Annotated in this window: 16 protein-coding genes; 10 read left to right on the top strand and 6 right to left on the bottom strand. The window is 37.1% G+C overall.

The window, feature by feature from the left end; genetic code table 11:
• Window positions 1–11: 11 nt before the first annotated feature.
• Both pgeF and ACE01N_RS16540 read right to left on the bottom strand, forming a co-directional pair.
• A complete protein-coding gene (gene pgeF, locus ACE01N_RS16545; RefSeq protein ID WP_380591460.1) occupies window positions 12–818 on the bottom strand; it encodes a peptidoglycan editing factor PgeF in 807 nt (268 codons plus the stop codon).
• Window positions 815–3,805 (bottom strand): serine hydrolase domain-containing protein, encoded by a 2,991-nt coding sequence (locus ACE01N_RS16540; protein ID WP_380591458.1) that lies wholly within the window; start codon window positions 3,803–3,805, stop codon window positions 815–817. Before ACE01N_RS16540 ends, pgeF begins: the two co-directional genes overlap by 4 nt.
• A 59-nt stretch (window positions 3,806–3,864) precedes the next feature.
• Between ACE01N_RS16540 and prmA the strand changes: the two genes are divergently transcribed.
• Genes prmA through ACE01N_RS16505 form a run of 7 tightly spaced genes read left to right on the top strand, consistent with a single transcriptional unit; the run spans window position 3,865 to window position 9,084 of the window.
• Complete coding sequence (gene prmA / locus ACE01N_RS16535) at window positions 3,865–4,704, top strand: 50S ribosomal protein L11 methyltransferase (protein WP_380591456.1); 840 nt, start codon at window positions 3,865–3,867, stop codon at window positions 4,702–4,704.
• Window positions 4,705–4,709: 5 nt separating this feature from the next.
• The gene (locus ACE01N_RS16530) at window positions 4,710–5,096 is read left to right on the top strand and encodes a (deoxy)nucleoside triphosphate pyrophosphohydrolase (protein ID WP_380591454.1); all 387 of its coding nucleotides are present in this window, start codon (window positions 4,710–4,712) and stop codon (window positions 5,094–5,096) included.
• Between the two features lie 53 nt (window positions 5,097–5,149).
• Window positions 5,150–6,025, top strand: coding sequence for a YicC/YloC family endoribonuclease (locus ACE01N_RS16525; RefSeq protein WP_380591452.1), 876 nt, complete (start codon window positions 5,150–5,152; stop codon window positions 6,023–6,025).
• Between the two features lies 1 nt (window position 6,026).
• Window positions 6,027–6,593: a guanylate kinase gene (gene gmk, locus ACE01N_RS16520; protein ID WP_380591451.1), complete on the top strand. Its 567-nt coding sequence runs from the start codon at window positions 6,027–6,029 to the stop codon at window positions 6,591–6,593.
• Window positions 6,594–6,604: 11 nt separating this feature from the next.
• Window positions 6,605–7,168 (top strand): nicotinate (nicotinamide) nucleotide adenylyltransferase, encoded by a 564-nt coding sequence (gene nadD, locus ACE01N_RS16515; protein ID WP_380591449.1) that lies wholly within the window; start codon window positions 6,605–6,607, stop codon window positions 7,166–7,168.
• A 2-nt stretch (window positions 7,169–7,170) separates the two neighbouring features.
• The gene (locus ACE01N_RS16510; RefSeq protein WP_380591447.1) at window positions 7,171–8,037 is read left to right on the top strand and encodes a nucleoside phosphorylase; all 867 of its coding nucleotides are present in this window, start codon (window positions 7,171–7,173) and stop codon (window positions 8,035–8,037) included.
• Between the two features lie 60 nt (window positions 8,038–8,097).
• Complete coding sequence (locus ACE01N_RS16505; protein ID WP_380591445.1) at window positions 8,098–9,084, top strand: hypothetical protein; 987 nt, start codon at window positions 8,098–8,100, stop codon at window positions 9,082–9,084.
• Window positions 9,085–9,090: 6 nt separating this feature from the next.
• Here ACE01N_RS16505 and ACE01N_RS16500 read toward each other — a convergent pair whose 3' ends face one another.
• Window positions 9,091–9,597, bottom strand: coding sequence for a DUF4494 domain-containing protein (locus ACE01N_RS16500; RefSeq protein WP_380591442.1), 507 nt, complete (start codon window positions 9,595–9,597; stop codon window positions 9,091–9,093).
• A gap of 139 nt (window positions 9,598–9,736) precedes the next feature.
• Entirely contained in the window at window positions 9,737–10,186 is a 450-nt protein-coding gene (locus tag ACE01N_RS16495) for a hypothetical protein (RefSeq protein WP_380591439.1), read from the bottom strand.
• 381 nt (window positions 10,187–10,567) lie between these two features.
• Between ACE01N_RS16495 and pnp the strand changes: the two genes are divergently transcribed.
• Window positions 10,568–12,712: a polyribonucleotide nucleotidyltransferase gene (pnp, locus tag ACE01N_RS16490; RefSeq protein WP_380591436.1), complete on the top strand. Its 2,145-nt coding sequence runs from the start codon at window positions 10,568–10,570 to the stop codon at window positions 12,710–12,712.
• Window positions 12,713–12,787: 75 nt separating this feature from the next.
• A complete protein-coding gene (locus ACE01N_RS16485) occupies window positions 12,788–13,456 on the top strand; it encodes a uracil-DNA glycosylase (RefSeq protein ID WP_380591433.1) in 669 nt (222 codons plus the stop codon).
• Window positions 13,457–13,514: 58 nt separating this feature from the next.
• On the opposite strand, the gene ACE01N_RS16480 is transcribed toward ACE01N_RS16485, so the two are convergent.
• Window positions 13,515–13,814, bottom strand: a complete 300-nt coding sequence (locus ACE01N_RS16480; protein WP_375728614.1) for a hypothetical protein — start codon at window positions 13,812–13,814, stop codon at window positions 13,515–13,517.
• Entirely contained in the window at window positions 13,807–14,571 is a 765-nt protein-coding gene (gene surE, locus ACE01N_RS16475) for a 5'/3'-nucleotidase SurE (RefSeq protein ID WP_380591429.1), read from the bottom strand. Before surE ends, ACE01N_RS16480 begins: the two co-directional genes overlap by 8 nt.
• A gap of 98 nt (window positions 14,572–14,669) precedes the next feature.
• On the opposite strand from surE, the gene ACE01N_RS16470 reads away from it, so the two are divergent.
• The gene (locus tag ACE01N_RS16470; protein WP_380591426.1) at window positions 14,670–16,241 is read left to right on the top strand and encodes a hypothetical protein; all 1,572 of its coding nucleotides are present in this window, start codon (window positions 14,670–14,672) and stop codon (window positions 16,239–16,241) included.
• Window positions 16,242–16,277: the final 36 nt, after the last annotated feature.

The following is a 16,277-nucleotide window of genomic DNA, read 5'->3' as shown; positions in this document are numbered from 1 at the left end:
TGTTATCGATTTTAAGATTTTATCATCATACCGGTCAAAAACCTGCCTGTATTTCCATTTTCCTTTCTATACGAATAAAATTCAGTATTGTTCTTCCATGTGCAAAATGTACAACTCTCTATATTTGATCCCGAAACACCTACCTGTTCTATTTGAATACGTGCCGCTTTCTTTAAATCAAAATAAAAGCTTCCGTTTTGTATGAACCAGACTGATTCTCCTGGCAAGACCTTCTCAATTTCATCAATCACCTCCTGCCCTACTTCATAATTATCTCTTTCAATACAAGGGCCAATACCACAAAAGAGATTTTCAGGCGAATGTTCAACGCCCATCATTTTTAAGGTTTTCCCAATTATGCCTTTGGCAATACCACGCCACCCCGCATGAATTACACCTATAATTCCGGAATGTTTGTTGTAAACCGTAACCGGCACACAGTCCGCGGTTCTTATACCAATGAAAACAGCTGGTAAGGATGTAATCAATGCATCACAGGATGATAGAAGTAATTCCTTTTGCTCCTGATCCTTATTCAGAAAATCTTCATTTATCGTTACAATATTATTCCCATGCACCTGAACCGGTAAAATATATTGTTCCAATCTCGCTAAAAAGGAAACATCTGACTTTACCAATGCAGTATTCCTTTCTATCAGCTCCGGATCATCAGCCGTATTTTCGCCAAGGTTTAATGCATCAAACGGAGGCGAGCTGTAACCTCCCATCCTGGTTGTAGTAATCTGAATCAACTCAGGAAAATCATTAAAGATCTCATGCTGATATACCATGATATGTTGCAGATTCTTTTGGATCATGGCAACATGGCATTATAGATTTTCTGCTGAATATTGGTCCGTACGTTTTCATCTACCAGCTTATTATTGTATGCATCAGGATTTACCCTGTTCGACAAAAACACATATACAATCTGATATTGAGGATCGATCCACACATAAGTTCCTGTGAATCCCGAATGACCAAAACTTTTTAACGATGCCGACAAACACGCCGGACTAACTTTTGAGGTATCCGGCTCTGGCTTATCGAATCCTAATCCACGCCGGTTAAGCTGGTTACCGGTTTGTGTATAATAATCTATGGTTGAAGATTTAAAATAGTGCGTATTTCCATACCAGCCATCATTCAAAAGCATTTGGCCATATTTGGCCATATCAGTGGCATTGGAGAAAAGACCTGCATGACCGGCCACACCGCCTACCATTGCCGCAGCCTGATCGTGGACATAACCTCTTAATAAACGTTTACGAAAAAAATGATCATCTTCGGTTGGGACAATTCTTTTCGGATCAACCTGCTGTATCGGTCTGAACATCGTGTTATTCATTCCTAAAGAACTATAATACATGGAATCAGCAATAACATCGAGTGTGGAGTGCGTTACAAAATCCACAACCTTTTCAAGGTAATAGAAATTCAGATCACTATAACGGTAACTACGTGTAGAATCTACATCACTTGTGTCGATCCATGTATAGATTGAATCCTTAATGGCATCGAACATATACATCCCCGGAACCACTTCTATAGAATGATCTGCATCCTTTCTTTTACTCACAAATCCATCCTTAAATTTCGCATAACGGTTCACATAAACACCTTCTCCTACCTGTATATTAAAAACCGATGTCTTTCGCCGGCTAAAAAGTCCATCCTTTAAATTATCGGTATTAACAATCATATAATGAAAAGGGATGTAAGGCTTCAGTCCGGACTGGTGCAACAACAATTCGCGTATAGAAATATCGCTTTTGAAGGTATCCGTACATAAATGATCAAATTCCCTGAGTTTCATGTCAAGGTTCAGCTTTCCGGTTTCATTTAAATGCATCACCACCGGTAAAGTGGCAGCTATTTTTGTTACTGATGCCAAATCATACAAATCATTCCAAACAACAGTATCCTTTTCTTTATATGTTTGATATCCATACGATTTATCAAAAACAATCTCTCCGTTTTTTGCAATCAGTACCTGACAACCAGGCATCGCTTTGTCTTGAATGGCACTATAAACCAGCGAATCAATCAGATCAAGGGTGTCATTATTAAGTTTTTCATTTTCAGGAAAACCATAATTCAAACGTATTTTTGTAGTATACAAACCCATTCCTTCAGGAAATTTCGGCCCCGCTGATACAGGAAGCATTCCCATTGCCGGCAAACCACCCATAATAATCTGCGCTGTCACCTTTTCTATTTCAGGTTTATCCTCATATGCTACCAGAATTGACCCAAACCGTTTGAGCAAGGATTCCTTAAGACCTTTTAAAAGATAGGGATTTGAAAACAATACCAATGAAATATTTTTTTGCGATGGCAGTTTCAGCAGTACATCCTGAACTTTATTATTAAATCCGTAATTTGTTGCTACTGAAAAAATATTTCCTGTATATGCCACCACTATGTCATCGTAGCCTGAAGCTTTCAATAAAACCTTATTGATTTGCTCAGGGCTGTTGATATCAAGATTAACCTGATCAAACTGCCTGTAATGGTTCAACATATCACCAAATTGATCAAATGTCCCACCAATTGTAACCAACAGAGCCTGCCTGTGGTTATCTGTAGAAAACGGCAGCATCCGGTTCTCATTCTTTACTAATGTAACGGCATGCCTTACCGCCTTATCCAATGTATTTCTAAATCGCAGATAATCCTGTTCTTCATCATACCTATCAGGTACCGAATCAATAAGATATTTATTTTTAGCAATGAGAATTCGTTTGACCCGTGTATTAATTTCCTGTTCTGTTATAATACTATCTGAAACGCCAGCCTTTATTTCATTTACCGCTTTTTCTATGTCAGCAGGAAATAAAAGTACATCATTCCCTGCCATAAAAGCCTTTAAATAATGTTGATCAAATCTGTCATCTACCGCACGCATATTCAATGCATCAGAAAAAATCAGTCCTCCGAAATGAAGTTCGTGTCTCAAATAATCCAGCGCCTCTTTAGAAAGCGAAACAGGTAATCCTGTTGAATCCATTGCAGGGACCAAAAGATGGCCGGCCATAATCCCTTCAATTCCCAGATTAATTGCCTTTTTAAACGGAATTAATTCATTTTGGGATAATTGCTGTAACGATTTATTAATTACAGGAAGATCATGATGCGAATCGAGATTTGTATCACCATGTCCAGGGAAGTGCTTTCCTACAGCCATCACACCGGCATTTTGCATTCCTGAAAAATAAGCATATCCTTTATCTGCCACACGGCTTGGATTTTCTCCAAAAGAGCGTATGTTGATCACCGGGTTTGCTGAATTACTGTTCACATCAAGAACAGGAGCAAAATTTATATTGATCCCAACTTCACGGCACTGCTGCCCAATGGCGTAACCGACTTCCTTCACAATACGGTTATCACGTATGGCTCCCAGCATCATGTGTTTTGGGAACCATGTTACAGAATCCAGCCGCATAGAGACTCCCCATTCTCCGTCTATAGAATAAAACAGTGGAATTTTGGAAATACCGTTCAGATCCTTCATCAAATTTAACTGTGCCGATGGTGCGCCCTGCATGAACAGTATTCCTCCAGGATGATACTTTTCAACCTGTTTAATAAGTTGCTGCCTTTCCTTTTCCGACGAAGTACTCTGCACATCAATAAAAAACAATTGCCCTATTTTTTGCTCAAGGCTAAGAGTTGAAATAAGCGAGTCTATCCGATCAGAATTTTCAACCGGATGAAGTGGAAAATTTTGCTGCGCATTAAAATTTTGGACCGAAAAAAGGATTAAAAATAGTATGATTAATTCACGAATTTGTCTCAACATCTGCCAGAAAACAATTGTATTGTCTAATTTTGCAACGAAATTAAGATATACTTTGCAGCATGGGAAATTTTGATGTAAAAATTAACATACCTGTTACTAACAATACATTAACAGAAATTTTGATCGCGTTATTATCTGATTACGGTTTTGAAGGTTTTATTGAGGAAGACACACAACTCAGAGCTTTTATTTCTGATAATAAAGCAACAAAAAATGAGATAGCGGACGTCATAAGTGACTTGCCCGTTGAAGAAAAATTAAGTTTCGAAGTTTCAAAGCTGGAAGAAAAGAACTGGAACGAGGAATGGGAGAAAAACTTTTTTCAACCTATCAGAATTGGCGATAAGTGTTTAATTAGAAGCAGCTTTCATCCTGTTCAGAGAAAAGCGGAATATGAAATTCTGGTTGATCCGAAAATGTCGTTCGGAACCGGACACCATGCCACAACATACCTGATGATTGAGGAACTCCTGGAAACTGATCTGCAAAACAAAGTTGTGCTGGACATGGGTTGCGGAACCGGAATCCTGGCTATTCTTGCAGCTATGCGAGGCAGTTCGGATCTTACAGCCATTGATATTGACGAGTGGGCTTATAATAACACTAAAGAAAATATTGCCATTAACAATGTTGATGGAATTAAAGTATTACTTGGTGGAGCAGAAAAACTTGGGAACAGGCAGTTTGATGTGATTATTGCAAATATCAATCGCAACATCCTATTGGAAGATATGAAATACTATTCGCGTGTATTAAAGTCCGGAGGAAAGATACTGTTTAGCGGATTTTACCTTTCTGATCTTGATATTATCAAGGAAGAAGCCGAAAAAAATAATCTGGTTTACCATCATCATCACACTAAATCGGACTGGACTATGGCGGTCTTCTATAAAGCCTGAAATGTATGATCAGGGTAACGTGCGCCATTATTGTAAATGATAATAGAGTCCTAATTTGTAAACGAGGACCACAAATGAACAATCCTGGCAAGTGGGAATTTCCAGGGGGAAAAATAAAACCGGAAGAAACTGAAGAGGAGTGCATTATACGGGAAATTCAGGAAGAACTAAACATAAGCATCGAACCAAGGAAACAAATCCGGCATTTTGCTTACGGCTCAACCATAGAGCTGATTCCTTTTATATGCAGCGGTTATGACGGAAAGATTTTATTAAGGGAGCATGCTGATTACCGTTTTTGTCATTCTGAAGAATTTAGAAATTACGATTTTACTTCACCGGACGTTCTGCTTTATGAATACTTGTTGAAAAACCCTGATTTATTAGGTTAATCGCCCCGCAAACATTATTTTAGTACATTTGCACATCACGAAAAAAGAGATATATGATTCAATCGATGACCGGTTACGGAAAAGCCGTTTGTGAATTAAAAGACAAAAACATAACCATTGAGATAAAATCGCTTAACAGCAAGCAGATGGATATTAACACCCGAATTCCGGGGATATATAAGGATAAGGATGTTGAGATCAGATCCACCATCTCAAAAACACTTCAGAGAGGTAAGGTTGATATGTTTTTGTATGTTGAAAATCTGGGAAATGATACATCTACTGTCATTAATCCCAATATTTTTGAAAACTACAAAAACCAGATACAGGAAATCTCAAAAACCTGCAACGTACCGGTTCCTGAGGATCTGTTTTCAACCATACTACGTCTTCCGGATGCCTTGAAAACGGAAATTGAAGAAATTGATGACGAAGAATGGAATACCATTTTAACCGCTCTTCAGGAAGCACTGAAACAGATGATTGCGTTCAGAATTCAGGAAGGAAAATCACTGGAAGAACATCTGATTGAAAAAATTGAAAACATCAGGTCATTGCACAAAGAAGTACCCCAATATGAAAAAGAAAGAATTGAAAGAGTACGTGCACGAATAACAGACAACCTGAATGATCTGAGATCCTCCATGGAGTTTGACCCAAACCGGTTTGAACAGGAAATGATTTATTATATTGAGAAGCTCGATATCAGTGAAGAGAAAGTGAGACTGGAAAATCATCTGAATTATTTTATTGAAACACTGAATCTTAAAGAATCTTCGGGTAAAAAACTGGGGTTTATTTCTCAGGAAATCGGCCGGGAAATAAATACCTTAGGATCCAAGGCAAATCACCACAATATTCAGAAACTGGTGGTTCAAATGAAAGACGAGCTGGAACAAATTAAAGAACAGGTATTAAACGTGTTATAGAATGCAAAACGGCAAACTGATCATTTTTTCTGCTCCCTCGGGTTCAGGCAAAACAACCATTGTCAAACACTTATTGAACCAGAATTTCAAACTGGAATTTTCAATTTCAGCCACAAGCAGAAAACCAAGAGGGACGGAAAAACACGGGAAAGATTACTATTTTTTAAGCCCGGAAGAGTTCAGGACAAAAATTGATTCGGGCGATTTTCTGGAATGGGAAGAAGTTTATAAAGATACCTGTTATGGTACATTAAAATCAGAAGTTGAGCGCATTACGGAAAGCGGCAACAATGTTATTTTCGATGTTGACGTAGTAGGCGGATTAAATATAAAATCCTTTTATGGCGACAGGGCACTAGCAATTTTTGTTCAGCCCCCTTCGGTAAAAGAACTTGAAAACCGACTAAAAGCAAGAGCTACAGATGATGCAGAAACCATTGAAAAACGTATTGCCAAAGCAGAACAGGAATTAAAATACGCGGATAAATTCGACGTTATTATTGTGAACGACGACCTGAAACAGGCTAAAGTAAAAGCGGAAAAGCTTCTGACAGATTTTTTAAAATAAAAAAAAATTCTTTGAAAACCGGTTTATTCTTCGGCTCATTTAATCCTATTCATAAAGGACATGTAGAAATCGCAGAATTTATTTTAAAAAACAGCGATCTGGAGGAAATCTGGTTTGTGGTTTCACCTGAAAATCCATGGAAAACAGAACAAAAGAAACCATCGTCCGACATAAGACTTAAAATGGTTCAGCTTGCCATTGAGAATAAAACGGAATTCAGAGCTACAAACTTTGAGGAACAGCTTCCAAAACCATCTTATACATACCAATCCTTACGGTATTTAAGCTCTAAATATCCTGAAAATAATTTTGTTTTACTCATTGGCGGAGACAACCTTGCGGAATTCCGAAAATGGGGAAATTATGAAAAAATATTATCTGAGTATGAGGTTTGGGCATATCCACGAAACCAGACCACTGACACAGATAAAAGCCTCAATATCAAATTAATTAAAGCGCCATTACTTGACTACTCAAGTACAGAGATACGAGAAAACTTACAGAACAATGCGTCTAAGGATACCAGAATTGACAGCAAAGTCCTTAAATTTATAACCAAAAACAAATTGTACTAGTCATGAGAATACCTGAATCAGAATTAATTATTAATCCCGACGGATCAGCATTTCATTTACATATTAAACCGGGAGAATTGGCAGAAAAAGTAATTTTAGTTGGCGATCCGGGAAGAGTAGAAACGATTACGAAACATTTTGACAGCATAGAATCAGAAGCAGAAAACAGGGAATTTGTATCTAAAACAGGTTACTATAAAGGGAAACATATTACTGTTCTTTCTACAGGAATTGGAACAGATAACATCGATATTGTGGTGAATGAACTGGATGCCCTTGTCAATATTGATTTTGAGACCCGCGAAATAAAGTCAAATCTTACATCACTTGATATCGTTCGTATTGGAACATCGGGAGGACTTCATAAAGATATTCCGGTTGATAGAATCGTCATGTCGGAAAGATCCATTGGATTTGATGGGCTGCTGAATTTTTATGAAGGAAGAAATGAAATTTCGGATCTGCAATTTGAATCATATCTGAAAAAGGAATTAAAATGGCTGCCGGAGCTGGCTTCACCCTATGTGGTTCATGCATCCGAAGAACTTATTAAAAGATTGGATGGCGAGAATATTATTAAAGGCTGTACAATTTCTGCGCCTGGATTTTATGGGCCACAAGGCAGAGAACTCAGGCTCAAAACTTCAAACCGGGAAATAAATAAAATAATTGAAACGTTTAATTTTAACGGATCTATTATAGCCAATTACGAAATGGAAAGCTCTGCGATTGCCGGGCTATCAAAATTGCTTGCCCACAATGCTGTTACTTTGTGTGCCATAATCGCCAACAGGGTAACAAAGAAATACAGCAAAGACTACAAAATAGTAATCAGTCAATTAATAGAACATGTATTGGAACTGATTTAAGTTTTCAGAATTAAGATTTAAAATATATTTTTGCTTTAATAAATTATTATCTCAACACATATGAAAGAGGACAAAACAAAAGAGATTGATTTGCTCGATCTGCTTCAATCCATTGGAAGATCAATTGCGAAATTCTTTATTTTTCTATACAATACCATGTGGTGGTTTATAGTTTTTGGAGTAAAGAACTACATTTTCATGATCATTTTTGTATTGATTGGATTGGGATGGGGAATATATTCTTCCGTGACCTCAAAAGATGTTTATCAGTCTTTCATGAAAATTCGTTCAAATGCAATGACAACGAGGGATTTAAAACCGTTTATTACAGAAATCAGTAATTACTTTAGTAATAAAAATGAGTTTACATACCCAATTCTTGAAGGGGCTTTTAATCTTGATTCATCAGAAGTCAGTAAAATTAACGCTGTAAAGCCTCATTTTTACATTGATTATTGGGGAGACGGAATTATTGACGAACTGGACATAAATGATAAACATTCCACAAAAGATACGATAAATATAATAGATTCAACCTACATGTGTATTGAAGCACGTGTTCAGGATCCTGCACTATTTGAAGTTCTGGGAGAAAAAATAGTTACGTATTTAAATAATAAGTCTGGCATTGTTAAAATCAATCAGTTCAGGCTTAAGCAGGCTGAATATCAGATAGCTTCATTAAACGATGAGATTAAGCTTTTGGATAGCTTACAGCGCTTCAGTTATTTTAATGGAACCAGAGATTTACAGCAACTGCAATTCAATAACCGACAAGGATTTATTTTAGGGGAAAACAGGCAACAATTATACCATCCTTATAAGTTAGCCCTGGAAAAGGAGAAAAAACCGTTCATTACAAAATTAGCTCTTTATAATGATCCCGTTAAGATAATCGATGATTTTCCTATCGAGACAAAAAAAATAGATATCGGTTTAACGGACACTATAAAATCAGCAATAAAAGTTGCCTTACTGGGTTATGTTATTTTACTGCTGATTTACTTCTTCAAAAAGAATTACTCAAAATATGCTGATAAAGTTTGATTCTGACTATACCTCAGAATCAAACTCTTTATTTGGTTCAAGATCACTCACCGGTGTTAATCCGGCAATGTCTTCTGTTCCATTATCATCTTTAAAGTAAGGGAACACATCCATAATAGGTGTTTCCTGAACCGACTGAACACTATAGTCTACAGTACAATCTTTCATAGATTCTGTCAAATTCGACAAAGCTTCATCAATATCTGTTGCCTGAACCAACATATAGTTTGATGTCTTTTTTTCAACACCTTTTTCTTCATCAAGCGTTACAAAAACAACTTTACACTTAAACCAACGATCTCCTGAGTCATAAAAAAATAAATCGGAATAGTTAGCCCTTTTAATATTCAGAATATTAAACTCTTCACCAAGATAAGGCTTTAACTCTTCATATATCCGCGATTCTGCTTCTGTAAATGAAACTGCATCTACAAGGTAGGGCTCAGAAATTTTCTTTTCCTTTCCCTGCTCATCAATTTTCTGATATTTTACTTTTACTTCAAACCAATTCATAATTATTTCTGATTTAAGCATGCAAAAATAAAGGTTTTTCCCAGTGGGAAAAACCTTTATTAAATTATCTGAATATTAATAAATTTTCTAATTGTAAATAAAGAGGTTAGAATTTAGGTATTGGTAAGGACCAATACCATTACTGATTAATGACAAATGACTTTCTGATCAGATCCTTATCAGTTCTCAGTACTGCAACATACTCACCGTCAGGCAGTTTGTTCATCAGCACACGACTATGAACCATAGGTTCATCCTTGAAATACTTTGAATAAAGCATGTTTCCATCTTCATCGTTTACTGAAAAGAATACCCTACCCCTACTGCTATTTACATAGCTTAGCGTAAGAACATCCTCAGAATAGTACATAACCATTTTCCCCGGCTCTTCTATTAACCTGAGTGCTGATTCGCTCTCTTCACTGGCAACAGATGAAGACTTGGAGTCATTAACCTCAATCGGTTGAATTTCAATATTAGATGCCAGATAAAAATCATTGTCACTACCTGCAAATTGCGCATTCATACTTCCAAAAGGTAAAACTGCTAACAGCAAGCTTAAACCTAAAAATAAACTTCTCTTTTTCATAATGTTACTGTTTAAATATAAACCTAATTCTAAAAACAACTTACTCGAATTTCTACTTCTTCCACCATCTGTGCTATTTCGAGATTCTCATAACATTATTTTTGACAGTTCAAAGATACAATAAATATGTTTTACAACATAATTACAAAACATGATTTTAAAACATATTTAGACAAAGGCTTCAAATTCTGTAATTTAGACTGAATTAAAATTTGTTAAAAGAATTGACGGTTTAAATAAAAGACCTGAAAATGATGTTGTTTATATATATTTTGACGCCTATAAAATGATTTAAAACAATTAACTTGCCGCATTAAATTGTATATTTGCCACGATTTAAAGGAGATATATTAAAAAACGTAACGCGTAATTAGAAAAGAAATGTTACAAGTAAAAACAAAAACAATTGAATTAAGTGATGGAAGATCCATCACAATTGAAACAGGAAAATTAGCCAAACAGGCTGATGGTTCTGTTGTTGTCAGAATGGGAAATACAATGCTTTTAGCTACTGCCGTAGCTGCACAGGAAGCAGGTGAAGATGTTGACTTTATGCCCTTATCAGTGGATTATAAAGAAAAGTATGCTTCATTTGGCAGATTTCCCGGTGGTTTTCTTAAAAGAGAAGGCCGTGCATCCGATGCAGAAATTCTGACAAGCCGTCTGGTTGACCGAGCGTTAAGACCGCTTTTCCCGGATGATTTTCATGCTGAAACCTTTGTTACTGTAAACCTGATCTCAGCTGACGGTGTTGATATGCCTGATGCGCTTGCCGGATTGGCAGCCTCTGCTGCATTAGCAGTATCAGACATTCCATTCAACGGACCAATATCAGAAGTTCGTGTAGCCAGAATTGATGGCCAACTGAAAATTAACCCAACCTTTGAAGAACTTGAAAAAGCAGATCTTGATATCATGGTTGCTGCTACTATTGACAACATTATGATGGTAGAAGGTGAAATGAGCGAAGTATCCGAAAAAGATCTTCTGGAAGCCATGATGTTTGCCCATGATGCAATTAAAGATCAGTGTAAAGCACAGATTGAATTGGCTGAAATGGTTGGTAAAATAAAACGCGAATATGACCACGAAAAGAAAGATGAAGATCTGAAAAAAGATATTTGGGAAAAAACTTACGATAAAGTATATGCTATTGCACTTGAAGGGAACGCTGATAAGCATGCCAGGCAGGATGCATTTAGTTCTGTAAAAGAAGAATACATTGCTGGTTTATCAGAAGAAGAAGCGGAAGAGAAAGCTTTCCTTATTGGCAAATTCTACCATGACGTAGAAAAGGAAGCCGTGAGAAGAGCGATCCTGGATGAAGGTATTCGTCTTGACGGCCGTAAGACTACAGAGATCCGTCCTATTTGGTCAGAAATTGATTATTTACCAGGGGCACATGGTTCTGCAATTTTTACTCGTGGTGAAACGCAATCCCTTACAACGGTAACGCTTGGCACCAAACTGGATGAAAAAATAATTGATGACGTATTGTTAAGAGGAAAAGAGAAATTCCTGTTACATTATAATTTTCCACCATTCTCAACCGGCGAAGCGCGACCACAAAGGGGTGTTGGCAGAAGAGAAATTGGCCATGGTAATCTGGCATTCAGAGCATTAAAGAGGATGCTTCCAGAACAAACACCTTATACCATCCGTATTGTTTCGGATATTCTGGAATCAAACGGTTCATCTTCAATGGCCACAGTCTGTGCAGGAACCTTAGCACTTATGGATTCAGGTTTAAAAATTAAAAAGCCTGTTTCAGGTATTGCCATGGGACTTATCACAGATAAAGGAAATGAGAAGTTTGCCGTATTATCTGACATCCTGGGCGATGAAGACCACCTGGGTGATATGGACTTTAAAGTAACAGGAACACGCGATGGCATAACTGCAACACAGATGGATATCAAGGTTGACGGTTTATCATACGAAATTCTTGAAAAAGCATTGAACCAGGCTAAAGACGGAAGAATGTATATCCTGGACAAAATTGCAGAAACAATTGAAGAACCACGTGAAGATCTTAAACCAAATGCTCCAAGAATTGAGGCATTCTCAATTCCAAAAGAAATGATTGGAGCTGTGATTGGTCCTGGTGGTAAAATTATTCAGGAGATTCAGGAAGTATCAGGTGCTGTTATTACTATTGAAGAAGCTGACGGAAGAGGTCAGGTTCAGGTTGCCGCTGCAAATCTTGACAGTATCAGCAAAGCGATGGCAAGAATCAAAGCAATTATTGCAGTACCGGAAATAGGTGAAGTTTACGATTCTACCGTTAAGGCACTTGCTCCGTTTGGTGCCTTTGTGGAGATTCTTCCAGGCAAAGAAGGTCTTTTACATATTTCTGAAATTGACTGGAAACGGTTCAAGGATATGGAAGAAACAGGTCTTAAAGAAGGTGATAAGATTCAGGTTAAACTCATCTCTATCGATGAAAAAACCGGTAAATTCAAATTATCACACAAGGTTTTGATTCCAAGGCCTCCAAGAGAAGACAAACAAAAAGAGAATAATTAATTCCATAAAGCCCCGGTTAAAACCGGGGCTTTTTTCTTCCCGTTCAAATTACTATTTTAGCAAAAACACAAAATAATGGATGTTAAAATAGAAGACTCCTGGAAGGAGGTACTGGAACCTGAATTTGAGAAAGAATATTTTCAGTCACTGGTTAACTTTGTGAAAAATGAATATAAAACCCAAAAAGTTTATCCTCCAGGAAACCTCATTTTTAATGCATTTAATCTTTGTCCGTTCAATAAAACCAAAGTTGTAATTATAGGACAAGATCCTTACCACGGCCCCGGACAGGCTCACGGACTTTGTTTCTCGGTTCAGCAAGGCATTGCATTTCCACCTTCACTGAATAATATCTTTAAAGAAATTAAGGGAGACTTAAATATCCCGGTTCCGGCAAACGGAGATTTGACCAAATGGGCTGAACAGGGTGTATTACTTTTGAATGCTACTTTAACGGTTCAGGCTCATAATGCAGGATCACACCAAAAGAAAGGCTGGGAAACATTTACAGATGAAGCCATAAAGCAACTGGCTGAAAAAAAGGAGAATCTGGTCTTCCTGCTTTGGGGAGCCTATGCACAGAAAAAAGCCGAAATGATAAATCCACATAAACACTTGATTTTAAAATCAGTACACCCCTCTCCCCTTTCTGCTTCACGCGGTTTTTTCGGGAATCATCACTTTAGCAGAACCAACGAATATTTGCGCTCAAAAGGAAAGACTGAAATAGACTGGAAACTTTAAGAATTACGAATCAGGATTTTGTCTTATAGCTTGTATTTTAATTCTTGTGTTCTATGACTTAAAAAAATTTGAAAGCCATCATCACTAATGCATAAATCATGGTTGCAAGGATAACACCACGTCCTGCTTTCCATTTTTCTTTTTGCATAAAAAAGTAAAAAATAATAAGGTTAATAATTGAACTTACCGCAACCAAAGCCGGAAATATTCTCTGCTTCACCATTTCCTGAAAAAAATCAAGATAGGCATCGGTAGAAACATTCACGAAAAAATATATGGCCATAATAACCGGTGGCAAAACAATCCCCGGTAAGAATCCCCACCAAAATTTACTGTAATCCGGATCCGGTTCAACCATTTAACCTTTTATTTAAATTATCCATAAAGTTATAAGCTGTCAAATCAATCATACAGGGAACCACAGAAACAAAACCATTTTTCAGTGCCCATTCATCCGTTTCTTCTGAGTCAGGTTCATGATCTTTAAAATACCCTGTGAGCCAGTAATATGTTCCGCCATGCGGATCAACCCGTTTCTCAAATTCCTCCGACCACACTCCATTAGCCTGTCTGCAGATCTTCACCCCGTTAATCTGCTCCTCGTCAGGCACATTAACATTCAGGCAAACACCATTCGGCAAACCGTTCTTCAGAACATCCTTTACAATTGTTTTCGCATATTTTTCAGCCTGCGTAAAATCAGCATCCGGATCAAATGACTTCAGACTTATTCCAACGGAAGGGATGCCGTTAAAACATCCTTCAATAGCTGCACCCATAGTCCCGGAATAATGCACACTAATAGATGTGTTTGAACCGTGATTTATCCCTGAAACTACTATATCAGGCTTACGTGGCAATAATTGATTAATAGCTATTTTAACGCTATCAACCGGTGTTCCGCTGCAACGATAAATTGAGACTCCTTTTTCTTCCCAAACTTTTGCTATTCGAATAGGTTCCTTTACAGTTATAGCCCCGGACATACCTGACCTGGAACTGTTCGGTGCAATTACAAAAATTTCGCCTAAAGGTTTTAACGCTTCCACAAGACTGTTTATGCCTTTAGAACGAAATCCATCATCGTTTGTTATGAGTATTAATGGTTTAGCCATGAAATAAATTTTTACAAAATTAATCAATTGAAGGTGACAAAAAAACCAGTCTGACGGTTGTAACTAAAAATTACTACATTTGTTTTTATATCGTAATCTTGAAGTTTAAATCTGCCATATTATTCCTGTTTATAAGCATATCCGGCTTTGCACAATATGTACCTGTATCTCCGGACGATCATTTGATGTTATTCCTTAACGAACTGGAAACTGAACATATAATTGATAACCTCAATCAAAGTTCATTTGAATGGTCAGAAAAAAGCATTTATTATATTCTTGAACAAGCCGAATACAACGCCAGAGATCTTAACCAAAGGCAAAAGCAGGAACTTGGATTTTATGTCAGGTATTTCAAGTTGTACAACGAAGCAAACCGATGGTACGAGCACGATGTGGATATTGCAAGATTTGAGAATTTCTCCCTGGGAATTAATCCTCCCGGACTTTATGTACGAAATGAAAATGGAGGCTTTTCTCTAACACCTTTAGCAGGCACAATGTTTACCCTTAACAGCGTTGACAAAAACCTGCAATATCATTACGGGTTAAAAACATCTGGTAATATTGGACCTGTAGGATACTATTTTTCTTATCGTAGAAATATACACTCACAGTACACCTACGAGCCGTATGTTCAGGAGCATTTCCCTGCGCTGGGTTTTAGTTACGCATCTCAAAACGAAATCAAGGCGGGTATTTCATTCTCTAATAATTTCCTTACTACGGCTTTTTCTTTCGATAATCCGAAATTAATGCCGGTTGCTAAAGAAATAAGTGTTTTGAATACTTACACACCCGCATTTCCTAGTATTTTAATCACAACCAGTCCATTGCCATGGTTATCCTATCAGTTCAGAACCGGATACATTAATACAAGTTTTGATAATACACAAATTTCAAATTACTTTTCAGGCACCAACCTGATAACCTCATTTGCTACTAATCAGTTGATCATTAATCCTTATAAATCAATTGAATTAGCACTGGGTCAATCGGCTTTTCTAAAAAATAACGGCTTTAAATCAACGTACCTGATTCCGGTAAATTTTTATGTTTCCAATGATCCGAAACAAAATACTTTTCTGTTTTACAGGATCAATATCGCGTCTGTTAAACATCTGAATTTTTCCTTCAGCCATATTATTGACGCATTCAGCATGGAAAGGATGCAATCAGACTACGATAAAAATGTACATGCTATGTATTTTGACGTCTCGCTCAGCAACTGGCCTGCGCCGAATCTAAGCATCCATGGATTTTACAATGTTCAGTCTCCGTTATTTTTAGATCACAAAACTTCACCCTTATATAATTTATGGTTAAGCACAAACAGGTATTCGGTGGACAACAGAAGATTTTATGGATTGGAATTTGTGATGAACCCTACTTTTAATCTCATGATTCAGGCTAGCTATCAGCGAGAAGCCTGGGGTGATAGTTACACTTATTCAAATCCCTACCCCTACGATTTTGAAATACTTAGTCCTGTTAAGCGCAAGACTGATATTTTCAGCTTTGAATTTACTTTAAAATCGGGATACAGTTCATCTTTATTTGCCGGAATACATTTTATAAACCACAAGGGTGATGATCCGTCATTCAGGGTGGTGGATTATAATGAGAATGTGGATTTCTTTTTTAGAACCGGATTCATCATCGGCCTGTAACAATAATTACTATTTTTGATCCTGTAAATCTTTGAG

The sequence above is a fragment of the Quyinboa ferrireducens genome (assembly GCF_042436675.1).
Lineage (GTDB): Bacteria > Bacteroidota > Bacteroidia > Bacteroidales > UBA5342 > JBHJHP01.
Note: the sequence above shows the minus strand (reverse complement) of the source record. Positions and strands in the feature narration are given on the sequence as shown.

What these genes read in the sequence shown, in the direction of transcription:
- pgeF (WP_380591460.1), bottom strand. Translation starts at nt 818, where the DNA reads ATGATCCAAAAGAATCTGCAACATATCATGGTATATCAGCATGAGATC.
- ACE01N_RS16505 (WP_380591445.1), top strand. Translation starts at nt 8,098, where the DNA reads ATGAAAGAGGACAAAACAAAAGAGATTGATTTGCTCGATCTGCTTCAA.
- ACE01N_RS16540 (WP_380591458.1), bottom strand. Translation starts at nt 3,805, where the DNA reads ATGTTGAGACAAATTCGTGAATTAATCATACTATTTTTAATCCTTTTT.
- ACE01N_RS16510 (WP_380591447.1), top strand. Translation starts at nt 7,171, where the DNA reads ATGAGAATACCTGAATCAGAATTAATTATTAATCCCGACGGATCAGCA.
- ACE01N_RS16530 (WP_380591454.1), top strand. Translation starts at nt 4,710, where the DNA reads ATGATCAGGGTAACGTGCGCCATTATTGTAAATGATAATAGAGTCCTA.
- gmk (WP_380591451.1), top strand. Translation starts at nt 6,027, where the DNA reads ATGCAAAACGGCAAACTGATCATTTTTTCTGCTCCCTCGGGTTCAGGC.
- ACE01N_RS16500 (WP_380591442.1), bottom strand. Translation starts at nt 9,597, where the DNA reads ATGAATTGGTTTGAAGTAAAAGTAAAATATCAGAAAATTGATGAGCAG.
- surE (WP_380591429.1), bottom strand. Translation starts at nt 14,571, where the DNA reads ATGGCTAAACCATTAATACTCATAACAAACGATGATGGATTTCGTTCT.
- ACE01N_RS16525 (WP_380591452.1), top strand. Translation starts at nt 5,150, where the DNA reads ATGATTCAATCGATGACCGGTTACGGAAAAGCCGTTTGTGAATTAAAA.
- ACE01N_RS16480 (WP_375728614.1), bottom strand. Translation starts at nt 13,814, where the DNA reads ATGGTTGAACCGGATCCGGATTACAGTAAATTTTGGTGGGGATTCTTA.
- ACE01N_RS16495 (WP_380591439.1), bottom strand. Translation starts at nt 10,186, where the DNA reads ATGAAAAAGAGAAGTTTATTTTTAGGTTTAAGCTTGCTGTTAGCAGTT.
- prmA (WP_380591456.1), top strand. Translation starts at nt 3,865, where the DNA reads ATGGGAAATTTTGATGTAAAAATTAACATACCTGTTACTAACAATACA.
- ACE01N_RS16485 (WP_380591433.1), top strand. Translation starts at nt 12,788, where the DNA reads ATGGATGTTAAAATAGAAGACTCCTGGAAGGAGGTACTGGAACCTGAA.
- pnp (WP_380591436.1), top strand. Translation starts at nt 10,568, where the DNA reads ATGTTACAAGTAAAAACAAAAACAATTGAATTAAGTGATGGAAGATCC.